Consider the following 13,682-nt stretch of genomic DNA (forward strand, 5'->3'; position numbering starts at 1 on the left):
TCTGTCTTTTTTCTACTCTTTTATGCAACTTTTTTCTTTAAAACTCCAAGCAGAACTGCGGATACCACTGTTCCGATGACAACTGCCACCAGATAAAGCAGCGCATTTCCCATAACCGGTACAACGAAGATGCCGCCGTGCGGTGCCATTAAGGTACAGCCAAATGCCATGGAGAGCGCACCTGCGAGGCCAGAGCCGATGATGCAGGCCGGAAGAACGTGGATCGGGTCTGCTGCTGCGAATGGAATCGCACCCTCGGTGATGAAGGCGAGTCCCATGATGAAGTTGGTCGGACCGGATTCTCTTTCTTCTTTTGTAAATTTATCTTTGAACAGCAGGGTTGCAAGTGCAATCGCACACGGAGGAACCATACCGCCGATCATAACGGATGCCATAATGTCGTAGTTCCCTGCTGCGATGGCTGCTGTTCCGAATACGTAAGCTGCTTTGTTAAACGGGCCGCCCATGTCGATGGCCATCATGCCGCCGAGGATCATGCCAAGGATCAGCTTGCTGGATCCGCCCATGGAAGCAAGACCATTGTTCAGTACCGTGTTGACGGTTCCCATGATCGGCTCTACAATGAAGAGCATCAGAAGTCCCATCGCAAGGATGCCGACTACCGGGTAAATCAGAACCGGCGCAATCTTTTCGAGTGCTTCCGGAAGTTTCTCACATGCTTTGCGGAGGCCAAGGATAATGTAGCCTGCTGCAAAACCGGCAACGAGTGCTCCAAGGAAACCGGAGGTTCCGCTCGATGCCATCATACCGCCGACAAAACCAAGGGCAAGTGCCGGCCGGTCGCCGATTGCCATGGCGATGTAGCCTGCAAGAACCGGGAGCATGAAGCCGAATGCCACGCCGCCGATCTGTTTGAACATCGCTGCAGCCGGGGTAATCGTACCGAAGTTTGATCTGGCTGCGGCATCAAGGGAGTTCATATCAACAAGAAGTCCGTCGATCAGGAATGCGATTGCGATCAGAATACCGCCGCCGACAACGAACGGAAGCATATGGGAAACACCATTCATCAGCTGGGTGTACAGCTGGTGGCCGATACCGCCGCTGTTCTTCTTCGTGCTTGCTGCGGCTGTCTGCGCATTGCCGCTCTTGTAAACCGGTGCGTTTCCGGACATCGCAAGCTCGATCAGCTCATCTGCTTTGCTGATACCGTCGGATACCTGGCGCTGAATGACTTTCTTTCCGTCGAAACGATCCATCGGAACCTGTGCGTCGGCTGCAACGATGATGCAGTCCGCATCGGCGATTTCCTGTGCAGTCAGCACGTTTTTCGCTCCGCCGGAGCCTCGTGTCTCGACTTTTACGAAGCATCCTTTTGCTTTCGCTGCTTTCTCGATTCCCTCGGCTGCCATGTAAGTGTGGGCAATACCGGTCGGGCAGGAAGTAACGGCGAGAATCTTCACCTGATTTTCTTTTGCTTCCACCGGCTCTGCAAGACGCTCATCTACGCTCTTTTTCTCTTCATCGGCGCGGTCGATAATGGCAAGGAACTCTTCCGGTGTCCTTGCGTTTCGAAGGCTCTTGGTGAACTCTTCATCCATCAGCATCATGGAAAGTTTACTTAAGACATCGAGGTGAACGTTGTCTTTTGTGTTCGGCGCTGCGATGAGGAACAGCAGGGTGACCGGCTCTCCATCGAGAGAATCAAAATCAACGCCGTTCGGGATCACCATGGCTGCAAGGCCCGGTTTGTTTACTGCATCACATTTTCCGTGCGGAATCGCAATTCCCTCTCCGATTCCTGTGGTGCTCTCTTCTTCTCTTGCGTAAACCTGTGCACGGTACGCATCTTCGTCTGTGATCTTTCCGCTTTTGACCATCAGCGCTACGGCTGCGTCAAGCGTTTCCTGTTTGCTTTTCGGTGCGGCATCCAGCGCAATACTGCGGATGTCCAGCAACTCTGTGATTCTCATGAGACGTCCTCCCTTTTATTTTGTAATCTGTTCGTAGACAGATGCAATTTCCTCCCGGGTTGCAAGGTTTTCAGAAAAAGCACTTGCACTTCCCGCTGCGATTCCCATATGGAACGCATGGAGGTAATCTTCTTTTTCCATGTAGCCTGCCATGAATCCGGCTACCATCGAGTCTCCTGCGCCGACGCCGTTGATAAGCTTTCCTTTCGGGGCCGGAGCTTCAAAGACCTCACCGGATGCGGCAACGAGAACGGCTCCTTCGCCTGCCATGGAAACCAGAACGTTCTGTGCGCCCTTTTTCTGCAGCTGTTTTGCATACGGAACAACCGACTCTCTTGTCTTTAATTCCACACCGAAAATCTCGCCGAGTTCGTGATTGTTCGGTTTGATGAGGAACGGGTGGTACGGCAGAACCTTCATCAGCAGATCACGGGTCGCGTCTACGACGATGCGGACGCCCTTGCCGTCGAGCATTTCCATAATTTTCTGATAGGCATCATCTGCCATGGATGACGGGATGCTGCCTGCGAGGAAGAGAACGTCGCCCTCGCCGAGTGCGGAAAGCTGTTTCATCAGCTCTTCCACTTTTTTCTCCGGGATTTCGGGTCCCTGTCCGTTGATCTCAGTTCCGTCAATGCTCTTTAATTTGACGTTGATGCGGGAATATCCTTCTTCCAGCCAGATGCAGCCGTTTTTAATTCCCATCTGGTCGAGCCGTCCGGCGATTTCTTTTCCGGTAAAGCCTGCCAGAAATCCGAGCGCTGTGCTCTCAATTCCAAGGTTTCCAAGTACGGTCGATACGTTGATTCCTTTTCCGCCCGGAAGCATCAGCTCGGAGCTTGTGCGGTTGGTAAGGCCGAGCTTGAAGTCTTCCACCGATACAATGTAGTCCAGAGACGGATTGAATGTCACTGTGTAAATCATATTTCCCTCCTGCATTATTTTGATCGTGTTTGCTTTGATGAACTTATTATATCGTCATATTCATTCAAAATCAATCATTAATATTTCATGAATTTTCCCTTCTCTTTTTGTCGTATTTGCATAAGTTTAGAGTTTTATGACGGATTTCCCCGTTTTATCGCCCTGCTTTGACCGAGTTTGACTGATCGTCATCTTTTCTTCCCTGTCACGCATCGATCACTTTATTCTCTCCATTTCGGTCATTTTTTATCAGACACTTTCTTTCTGTTCTCATTTTTGTACTTTACTTTTTCCGGATTTGGTACTAAAGTGAAGAGAAATCAAAAAAAGAATTTTCAGAAGAGGTGATTTTATTTGAAACGATACTATATTCTTCACTATTTTGATCCCGCCAATGTGGGCAGTTTTCTGCTTGTCTCACTGCTCGGCCTGATTCTGGTGCTTGCCCTTGTGCTTCTGATTGCAAAATTGCAGATTCAACGGCAGCTAAAAGAGGAGACAGAGGAAAAAGCAAAAAAAATACGCCGGAAGAAACACCAGCGCAGGCAGTATCAGATTGTGGAAAGCTTTTATGAGCTGGTTTTCTCCGGCACTTCGATTCTTCTCTTCCTCTCCCTCTATTACATTATCGATGAGCGTCTGCCGCAGATTTCGATGTACTGGGAGAAATATCAGGATGTGGTGCTTCTTGTCTTTATCGTGCTCTCCGTCTTTCTGACGAGCTGGCTCGATGTGGTTCTGGTAAAGCTCACGCACCTTGACCCGGAGCAGAAGGCGTCGGTGCGGCTGATTTCGGTCTTCTATATTGTACTGATTCTCCTGTACATCCGCTTTATCTACGAGGACACGAATTATGACGGGCTGATTCTCTATTTCCTGACACTGACGGTCGGCCGCTTCCTGTATTTCGACTTTACGGTCAAGAGTTTTCTTGAAACGATGCGGGGCGTGTTGGAAAATCTACCGCTTCTTGTCATCATGAGCGCCTACTCCGGTTTCGTGTGCTGGTATGGGTTCCATGTCGGCTTTCTGCTGAAATCAAATGGCGTCATTTTGAGCACCTTTCTTGCCCATCTGTTTATGGACTGCTCGATCTTTCTGCTCCACAAGACAAGAATTTTAAAGCATGTGATACGAAAAATTTAAAACCGGCATTTTTTTACTAGCCATATATCAAAAGCTCTGCAGATCAGAATTTTGCATTTTCTGTTCTGCAGAGCTTTTCTTATTTAATGTTCTTTTTTACATGCCAAACAGCAGTGCAAAGCCATGTACGACAAAAGCTGCCAGCCAGGCGATCACACACTGGGAAACGACAACACCGGCTGCCCATCTGCCGCCAAGCTCCCGCTTGATGGAAGCGACTGCCGCCACACACGGCGTATAGAGGAGGCAGAAAACCAGAAGGCTTAATGCGGAAACCGGTGTCAGAATTTCGGTCAGCTGCGCGGTCGTGCCGAACAGTACGGAAAGTGTGGAGACGACACTCTCCTTTGCCATAAATCCGGTTAGAAGGGCGGTCGATACTCTCCAGTCTCCAAATCCAAGCGGCCGAAAAACCGGGGCGAGACGGCCGGAGACAACGGCGAGAATGCTGTCCTTGGAGTCCTCCACGACATTGAGATGCGTTCCAAAGGTCTGTAAAAACCAGATCACAATCGTGGCAACAAAAATGACGGTGAATGCCCGCTGCAGGAAGTCTTTTGCCTTATCCCACAAAAGCTGTCCGACATTTTTTGCCCCCGGCATGCGGTAGTTTGGAAGCTCCATGACAAACGGAACGGCTTCCCCCTGGAATAAAGTTCCCTGCATCAGCATCGCCATCAGGACAGCCATGAAGATACCACCGAAATACAGAAGAACCATCACAAGGGCACTGTATTTCGGGAAGAATGCGGCGGTAAAGAACGCGTAAATCGGAAGTTTTGCCGAACAGCTCATAAACGGAGTTAATAGGATCGTCATTTTCCGGTCACGCTCGGAAGGCAGGGTGCGGCTCGCCATGACGCCCGGCACGGTACAGCCAAAACCGACCAGCATCGGCACGATACTGCGGCCGGAGAGGCCGATTTTCCGGAGCAGCTTATCCATCACAAATGCCACGCGCGCCATATAGCCGCTGTCTTCCAGAATGGACAGGAAGAAAAACAGGGTGACGATGATCGGAAGGAAGCTTAAGACACTTCCGACGCCGTTAAAAATACCGTCAATCACAAGGGAATGAAGCACCGGATTGACGCCCCATGCTGTCATGGCGCTGTCCACGAGCTCGGTCAGTTTTCCGATCAGAATCTCCAGCACACTCTGCAGCGATGCTCCAATCACATGGAAGGTTAGGAAAAAGACAGCCGCCATAATCCCGGCAAAACATGGCAGAGCCGTATATTTTCCGGTCAGCACACGGTCAATTTCTGTGCTCCGCACATGCTCGCGGCTCTCTTTTGGTTTTACCACGGTCTCACGGCAGACTTTTTCAATAAAATTAAAACGCATATCCGCAATCGCCGCCGCGCGGTCCAGGCCGCGCTCCGTCTCCATCTGACAGACGATATGCTCGAGCATCTCTTTCTCGTTTTCATCGAGGGCCAGCTGCTCCAGGATCAGCGCATCGCCCTCTGCCAGCTTGCTCGCCGCAAACCGCACCGGAATATCCGCCCTTGCGGCGTGATCCTCGATCAGATGCATGATCGCATGCAACGCACGGTGGACGGCACCGCCGTGGTCATTCGCCTCACAGAAGTCCTTTCTGCCCGGTTTTTCCTGGTATTTGGCCACATGGACAGCATGGGCAACCAGTTCATCGATTCCCTCGTTTTTTGCAGCGGAAATCGGGATAACCGGGATGCCAAGTCTCTCTTCCATCTGGTTCACGAGCACAGAACCGCCGTTTTCGCGTACCTCATCCATCATGTTGAGGGCCAGTACCATCGGAACGTCGAGTTCCATCAGCTGCATCGTCAGATACAGGTTTCGTTCGATATTTGTCGCATCTACAATATTGATGATGCCGCGCGGATGCTCGTTCAGAACGAAATTCCGGGTGACGATCTCTTCGCTTGAATACGGCGACATCGAATAAATGCCGGGAAGATCGGTGACCAGCGTGTTTTTCTGGCCGCGGATTTCACCGTCCTTCCGGTCTACGGTCACGCCGGGGAAGTTTCCGACGTGCTGGTTGGATCCCGTTAATTGGTTGAACAGGGTGGTCTTGCCGCAGTTCTGGTTTCCGGCCAGCGCAAAGGACAACAGCTCTCCTTCCGGCAGCGGATGCTCCTCTGCCTTATTGTGGTACTTTCCGCCCTCTCCAAAGCCGGGATGCGGAATCGCTCTGGCATCCGGCTGCTCCTTTTCTTTTACGGTATCCCGCACCTCATCAATTTCAATCCGTCCGGCATCGTCAAGGCGAAGTGTCAGCTCATAGCTGTGAATCCGTACTTCCACAGGATCTCCCATCGGTGCATACTTTACCATTGTTACCTCCGCACCTGGAATGATTCCCATATCGAGGAAGTGCTGCCGCAGCGCACCCTCTCCTCCTACGGTACGGACAGTCGCCGTTTTTCCGATCGGCAGTTCTTTCAATGTCATATCTGTCTCTCCTTGTTGATTCTCATTATCATTAACAAGTATATGACACGATTCGACTGCGGTCAAGCGCCTGCCGCTATTTACTGTTTTCTTTCTTCCAGTTTTTTCTGTACACTTGGAAACCGCTCGAGATCCGTGTGTGGAATTGCCTGGGCGGCTGCCATCATGGAAATAAAGTCAGAGACCTGACCAAACTGAATATAAACCATCTCCTCGAGAATCCGGTCAATCTCTTCGATTCGGGTTCTGTCCAGCAGAATTTTTTCCGCTCCCTCTAACGACGTATTTCCAGCGCAGATGAGGCGTTCCCGGTCCATATCCGGATACATGCCGATTGTGATGGCTGACTCCTTCGAGACGTGTTTTCCAAACGCGCCCGCCGCATAAAACCGGTCGATATCTTCCATGGAGATGCCGGATTCACGCATCATGTACTCAACCATCGTATAGGCGGCCGATTTCGTCCGCAGAAATTCGGCGATATCGCTCTGATAAAAGTTCAGTCCTTCCCTGTACTCGACACACCATTCTCCCGTCTTCGGATCTTCTTTGATCTTTTCTGACCGCTCCGGCTGCAGGGTGCCGAACAGGTTGATCCATCCATTTAGGAATAATTCCGCGAGCAGATCGATAATGCCGGAACCGCAGATGCCCTTTGGCTTACCCTCTCCGATTACATGGCACTGGATTTTCCCGTCTTCTATTTTTACCGCATCAACAGCGCCTTCTGCAGCTCGCATGCCGGTTTTGACCACGCCGCCCTCGAGCGCCGGACCGGCAGCGCCTGCGCCGCAGAGCAGAAATTCCCGGTTTCCGACGACAAGCTCGCCGTTCGTTCCGATATCAAAAAAAACGCTGATCGTTTCTTTTTTATAGAGTTCCGTTGCGATCATACCGCTTAATATATCACCGCCCAGGTAATTGGATTTTCCCGGCACGCAGTAGACACATCCCTTCATGGGAAATCCCATCTCTTTCGCCGGAAGGAATCCGACGCGGTCTGCGCGCACGGCGTACGGGGATGAAAAGACGCAGAACGGATCCAGTCCCAGCAGGAAATGGATCATCGTTGTGTTGCCGGATACGACCATTGAGAGAACATCCGACGGCGCAATTCCTGTCTTTTGGCGAAGTTTTTCAAAGAGCAGTGTAAATGTCTCCATCGTACACGCACGGATGTCCTGCAGTACCTCCGGTTTATCCTTACAGGCAAAGATTCTCGTCAGAATATCGGTTCCATAGGCAGTCTGGCGGTTGTATTCGCTCTCCTCGGCAAGCACAGTACCGTCGCTGCAGTTTACCAGGCGCACAACGACGGTCGTACTTCCAAGATCAGCGGCATAGCCGTAATGCTCTGCTGCTGTATCGCCCGCTTCCAGATCAACCACCTGCCAGATGCTTCCATTCCATGCGAGGCAAACCGTTATGTTATAGTCTGCCTCATCGCAGATGGGATACAGTTTCTGCAGCGCTGGAAGGGTAAATGATGCGGTGATTCCTTTCTCTTTTAATGCATCCAGTATCCGCATCTGGCTGGAGCGGGCGTCCTCCTCCGTCGGCGGGACCAACTCCAGATACTGTTTCTGTGTTATTCCTCTATTCATTCTTACTTCCTCATTTCCTGATCATTTTTCTGTTTCTTATTGTAGCACTTTTCTCTTTTCCAGAGAACTTATTTTTTTCACATTTTTACTACATTTCCATCACAGATTCCCATTATACTGCAAAGCATAGAAACAAAAAAGGAAGCAAACAAAACCGGAAGCCGATTCCGGAACACAGTTTAAAATACAGATACCAGAAAGGAAGTATTTATTATGATGGACTACAGAAACAACTACAATAACGAAAACGAAACCAATAATGAGAACATGATGGCAGCAGAGCAGAACAGCTTCAACGGAAAGAAACTTTCTTCCAAAAATAAAAAAGCTGCTAAGCTTGCAAAGAAAATCGGAGCCATCGCCTTAAGCGCAGTTCTGTTCGGCGGTGTTGCCGGCGGTACCTTCCAGGCAGTCAACCACTTTGCCGGAAGCACGACAGCCGCTGCAACAACAACCACTGCACAGCAGACGACTTCCAACAGCAGCCTCTTAAAAGCCGCTGCCACATCCTCAAGCTCCACTTCCACCGGAACGATGGATGTTTCCACGATTGCGAAAAACGCAATGCCGTCGATCGTCTCCATCACAAACCAGTCCGTACAGGAAGTACAGAACTACTTCAGCATGTTCGGTTACGGTGCCCAGACTCCGCAGACCGAGGAGACCACAAGCTGCGGTTCCGGTATCATCATCGGAAAGAATGACACCGAGCTTCTGATCGTCACCAATAACCATGTAGTAGAAGATGCCGATACTCTTTCTGTTAGTTTTGTAAACAATCAGGTCTGCAAGGCAAATATCAAAGGTACCGATGCCGATAACGATCTTGCCGTCATCGCCGTTCCGCTCTCCGAGATCCCGGATGACACGATGAGCAGCATCGCTGTTGCCACGATGGGCGATTCTGATTCCGTTGAGGTCGGCGAGCAGGTCGTTGCGATCGGCAACGCACTCGGCTACGGCCAGTCCGTTACGACCGGTATCATCAGTGCTGCAAACCGTGTGATCGACAGCGATTCCTCTTCTGACGGAAGCTCCGATGGAACAACGGCAGATACTTCTTCCACTGATACAACCGGAAAGACCTACTTACAGACCGATGCAGCCATCAACCCTGGCAACAGCGGCGGCGCTCTTCTGAACATGAACGGAGAGGTCATCGGTATCAACTCCGCAAAACTTGCTTCTACAGAGGTAGAGGGCATGGGCTATGCAATCCCGGTCTCCCGTGTTTCCGATATCATTGAAAATCTGATGAATGAGCAGACCAGAACAAAGGTTGCCGCAGAAGATCAGGGAACGATCGGCATCAAATGCCTCGATGTCAGCAGCCAGATCCAGCAGGCATACAATATGCCGGCCGGCGTCTATATCTCCGAAGTAACCTCCGGCAGTGCCGCTGAAAATGCAGGTCTGAAATCCGGATACGTTCTGACCAGCTTTGACGGACATTCCATCACCTCCACCAGCGAGCTGAAATCCCTGCTGCAGTATTACTCTGCCGGCGAAACCGTTGAGGTGGAAGTACAGGTTCCAGACAACGGATCCTATGAGACAAAGACCTTCTCACTGACCCTCGGAACGAGCATCAGCTCTTCAGATGATCAGCAGAGCGATTCCCAGCAGAATGCGGGTTCATCCCGCTCTGCAGAGGGTGGAAATACCCTGACCTCCGCTACTCCTTCGATCTGACTGCCCGCTCTCCCGTGAAAGAAATCCATAAATAAAAAACATCATAAGCATGAAAGAAAGGCCCCGAAACATAACTCCAATGTTTCGGGGCCTTTCTCCTATTCTCTTAATCCATTTCTTATTTTTCTGCTCCTGCAACTGCCTCGCGGGCTGCTTTCTCTTCCGGATCTTCATCCAGAATGGAGAATGCAATATTGGTTGCATGGTCCGCGACACGCTCGAGTCCGGATACAAGATCGGAGAAGATCATGCCGGCTTCCGGCGTACATTCGTTGCGGGTCAGACGCTCTACATGCTTCTGCTGCAGATCCCGCTCCTCCTGATCAATGGAATTTTCAATATCAATGATCTCCTGCAGGTGCTGCAGATCATTCTTTGCAAACATTTCGATCGACTCATCGAGAATTTTTAATACCATATCCAGCATCTCGGAAAGATCCAGTTCGCCCTGTTTGCTGAAGGTCACATTGTCATTCGTCATCTGCACAGCAGAATCTGCGACATTCTCGGCATGATCACCAATCCGCTCGATATCATTGACCACATGGAACAGCGCACCGATGCGCATAACGTCTGATGTCGGCAGCGATGCCTGATTTAAGTGAACCAGATAGTTCGTAATCTCTTTGTTCAGGAAATTAATATTTTCCTCGACACGGTAGACCTCGTCGATTTCTTTCTGATCGCGGGTCACCAACGTATTCATCGCGCGAATCAGGTTGGTCTCTGCCATCTGTGCCATACGCTCCATCTCACGGACAGCCTGCAGAACTGCAGTCGTCGGGGACATCGCATGTTTCGAGCTGATGTAGGCAAGCTCGAACTTTTTGTCTTCCTCGTCATTTCCGCGGATGATAAAGTACGTTGCCTTCACCAGAAGCGGGGTAAACGGCAGCATCAGGAGTACCTGGCATACTTTGATGATCGAGTTTGCATTTGCGATCATACGGCCTGCTTCGTTTCCGGAAATACCCATAAAGAAGTCAACTACCTGATTTCCAAACAGCAGGAAAATAATGGAGCAGACAATCGTTCCGGAGATGTTGAACAGCAGGTGGACACATGCCGCACGTTTTGCATCTTTTTTGCAGCCGAAGCTGGCAAGAATAGCGGACATCGTACATCCGATGTTGCATCCAAGCATCATAAACAGACAGATCGGAAGTCCCATCAAGCCCTCTCTTGCAAGAAGCATGATGATTCCGACCGTTGCAGAGTTACTCTGCAGAATCGCGGTAGCCACCCAGCCGACTAAGAACGCAAGAAACGGATTCGTCAGGGATCCGAGGGCGTTGACGACTGCCGGGATCTCTTTTGCTTCGTTCAGGGCTCCTGAGATACCGGAGATACCCATAAACAGAATACCAAATCCCAAGATAACCTCGCCGAGACGGCTGATCGTCAGATTGTTCTTTACGAACATAACCATCAGAACACCGATGATGACAAACAGCGGCGCGATATCCGCAAGGTCAAACGCAATCAGCTGTCCGGTAACTGTCGTACCGATGTTTGCTCCGAGGATAATTCCAGGAGCCTGTGCCAGTTTCATCAGACCGGAGTTTACGAAGCTGACCACCATAACGGTTGTAGCGTTGGAGGACTGAATCAGCGCGGTAAAGAAAATACCGACCAGAAGACCGATCACACGGTTCTTCGTAAATACCTCCAAAATGCTTCTCATCTTGGATCCGGCAACCTTCTGCAGTCCTTCACTCATCAGCTTCATTCCATATAAGAAGAAGCCCAGACCGCCCATCAAAGACACTATTACACTCATATTCTTTTTTCTTCCTTGTCTTTTTCTGATGTCTTTTCAAAATCCCTGTCAAAGTATTTTCGTGTTTTGGTCTCAATATTTTACATTTCCTTAACGCAGATTTTACAAGACACCTTTTTTATCATAAAAGAAATCATGACATTTGTCTATAGAAAAATTAAAAATTTCGACAAGAAATTTTCAGATTCTTTTCGTTTCTTTCTTGCATTCTACTTGATAATATTGTAACATTTAGGATGTTTCCATATTATGAGGCGACATTTCCGCCTACAAAATTCAAAAGGAGAGAAAACTATGGAAAAGTTTAGCAAGCTGATGGAAAACACATTCAAGCTGCGGGAAAATGGAACAACGGTCAAAACCGAGATCATCGCCGGTGTCACCACGTTCATGACGATGGCGTACATTCTTGCCGTCAACCCGAACATCCTTTCCTCCACCGGCATGGACCACGGCGCTGTCTTTACCGCAACGGCTCTGGCAGCCTTCCTTGGCACCCTGCTCATGGCACTTTTCGCCAATTATCCATTCGCTCTGGCACCAGGAATGGGCCTCAACGCCTATTTCGCCTACACCGTTGTTCTCGGCTACGGATATAGCTGGCAGGCAGCCCTGACCGCCGTTTTTGCAGAAGGTATCATCTTTATTGTACTTTCTCTGACCAACGTCCGTGAGGCGATCTTCAACTCCATTCCGGTCAGCCTGAAATCTGCAGTCAGCGTCGGCATCGGTCTGTTCATCGCATTCATCGGACTTCAGAATGCAAAAATTGTACTGCCGAACTCTTCAACCGTGGCAGGCCTCTATTCCCTGTCTTCCTACAATGCCAACCTGCAGTCTGCAGCCACATTAAACGGAACAGAGTATGTGGCAGGAACGTTTAACGATGTCGGAATCACCGTTCTGCTCGCAGTCATCGGTGTTATTCTCACCGCCGTTCTTGTCGTACGCAATGTAAAGGGAAACATCCTCTGGGGAATTCTTGCAACCTGGATCCTCGGCATGATCTGCCAGGCATGCGGTCTCTACGTTCCGAACCCGGCAAACGGCTTCTACAGCCTGTTCCCGGATTTTTCCAACGGACTTTCCATTCCAAGCCTTGCCCCGATTTTCGGAAAACTGGATTTCTCCATTCTGAAAACAGGCGAGTTCTTCGTGATCATGTTTGCATTCCTGTTTGTCGATATGTTTGATACCATCGGAACTCTGATCGGTGTATCTTCCAAGGCAAACATGCTCGACAAAAACGGAAAACTTCCGCGCATCAAGGGCGCGCTGATGGCAGATGCTGTTGCTACCTGCGCAGGTGCTGTTCTTGGTACTTCTACCACAACGACTTTCGTTGAGAGTGCTTCCGGCGTTTCCGAAGGCGGCCGTACCGGTCTTACCGCTGTTACCACTGCAATCCTCTTCGGCCTCGCTCTGTTCCTCTCCCCGATCTTCCTTGCCATCCCGTCCTTTGCAACGGCTCCGGCACTGATCGTGGTAGGCTTCTACATGCTGACCAACGTAGTCAACATTGATTTCAGCGATCTTTCCGAGGCGATTCCGTGCTACATCTGCATCGGAGCAATGCCGTTCTTCTACAGCATTTCCGAAGGTATTGCCATGGGAGTTATCTCCTACGTTGCAATCCAGATCCTGAGCGGAAAAGCAAAAGAAAAAAAGATCAGCGTGATCATGTACATCCTGGCTGTTCTGTTTATCTTAAAATACCTTCTTCTGTAATGGCTTTTTAACGATACAGAACTGCATAAAAAGGCTCCTGTCCCACAGATTTTATTCTGTGAAACAGGAGCTCTTTTTATGCTCTGAATCAAAAATTTTTATTCTGCCAGGGTCCGGTAAAAGCAGGTGCGGTTTCCGGTGTGGCACGCTGCGCCGACCTGTTCTACTTTGGCAAGAATTGTATCGTTGTCGCAGTCGATCAGAAGCTGTTTTACATACTGCACATGGCCGGAGCTCAGTCCTTTCGTCCAGAGCTCATTGCGGCTTCTGCTCCAGTACGTCATTTTTCCAAGGCGCAGTGTCGTCTCAAACGCTTCTTCATTCATGTAGGCGAGCATCAGCACTTCGTCATTTTCCGCATCCTGTACAACAACCGGAACCATGCCGTCGCTGTTTGTCTTAAAATCCGCCCAGGTAAAATCACATTTTAAT

Annotated in this window: 8 protein-coding genes and 1 pseudogene; 3 read left to right on the forward strand and 6 right to left on the reverse strand. The window is 49.9% G+C overall.

The window, feature by feature from the left end; all coding sequences use genetic code 11:
• Positions 1 to 20 precede the first annotated feature (20 nt).
• Together DXD02_RS00735 and pfkB are read right to left on the reverse strand one after the other, a co-directional pair.
• Positions 21 to 1,934, reverse strand: a complete 1,914-nt coding sequence (locus DXD02_RS00735) for a PTS fructose transporter subunit IIABC (RefSeq protein ID WP_055265173.1) — start codon at positions 1,932 to 1,934, stop codon at positions 21 to 23.
• A 15-nt stretch (positions 1,935 to 1,949) separates the two neighbouring features.
• A complete protein-coding gene (gene pfkB / locus DXD02_RS00740; protein WP_118666254.1) occupies positions 1,950 to 2,858 on the reverse strand; it encodes a 1-phosphofructokinase in 909 nt (302 codons plus the stop codon).
• A gap of 354 nt (positions 2,859 to 3,212) precedes the next feature.
• On the opposite strand from pfkB, the gene DXD02_RS00745 reads away from it, so the two are divergent.
• A complete protein-coding gene (locus DXD02_RS00745; protein ID WP_055226353.1) occupies positions 3,213 to 4,004 on the forward strand; it encodes a hypothetical protein in 792 nt (263 codons plus the stop codon).
• Positions 4,005 to 4,100: 96 nt separating this feature from the next.
• Here the strand turns inward: DXD02_RS00745 and feoB are convergent, their stop codons facing one another.
• Together feoB and DXD02_RS00755 are read right to left on the reverse strand one after the other, a co-directional pair.
• Positions 4,101 to 6,446, reverse strand: a complete 2,346-nt coding sequence (gene feoB, locus DXD02_RS00750) for a ferrous iron transport protein B (RefSeq protein ID WP_118666255.1) — start codon at positions 6,444 to 6,446, stop codon at positions 4,101 to 4,103.
• An 80-nt stretch (positions 6,447 to 6,526) separates the two neighbouring features.
• A complete protein-coding gene (locus tag DXD02_RS00755) occupies positions 6,527 to 8,050 on the reverse strand; it encodes an ASKHA domain-containing protein (protein WP_118666256.1) in 1,524 nt (507 codons plus the stop codon).
• Positions 8,051 to 8,263: 213 nt separating this feature from the next.
• Here DXD02_RS00755 and DXD02_RS00760 point away from each other — a divergent pair, with 213 nt between their 5' ends.
• Positions 8,264 to 9,742 (forward strand): S1C family serine protease, encoded by a 1,479-nt coding sequence (locus DXD02_RS00760; RefSeq protein ID WP_118666257.1) that lies wholly within the window; start codon positions 8,264 to 8,266, stop codon positions 9,740 to 9,742.
• 118 nt (positions 9,743 to 9,860) lie between these two features.
• On the opposite strand, the gene DXD02_RS00765 is transcribed toward DXD02_RS00760, so the two are convergent.
• The gene (locus tag DXD02_RS00765) at positions 9,861 to 11,522 is read right to left on the reverse strand and encodes a Na/Pi cotransporter family protein (RefSeq protein ID WP_117508987.1); all 1,662 of its coding nucleotides are present in this window, start codon (positions 11,520 to 11,522) and stop codon (positions 9,861 to 9,863) included.
• A 312-nt stretch (positions 11,523 to 11,834) separates the two neighbouring features.
• Between DXD02_RS00765 and DXD02_RS00770 the strand changes: the two genes are divergently transcribed.
• Positions 11,835 to 13,250: an NCS2 family permease gene (locus DXD02_RS00770; RefSeq protein WP_117509154.1), complete on the forward strand. Its 1,416-nt coding sequence runs from the start codon at positions 11,835 to 11,837 to the stop codon at positions 13,248 to 13,250.
• Between the two features lie 101 nt (positions 13,251 to 13,351).
• Here DXD02_RS00770 and hisI read toward each other — a convergent pair.
• Positions 13,352 to 13,663, reverse strand: a pseudogene (gene hisI / locus DXD02_RS00775) (phosphoribosyl-AMP cyclohydrolase); the annotation flags it as partial.
• Between the last annotated feature and the right edge of the window lie 19 nt (positions 13,664 to 13,682).

This window comes from Blautia sp. TF10-30, assembly GCF_003481245.1.
GTDB classification, from domain to species: domain Bacteria; phylum Bacillota; class Clostridia; order Lachnospirales; family Lachnospiraceae; genus Fusicatenibacter; species Fusicatenibacter saccharivorans.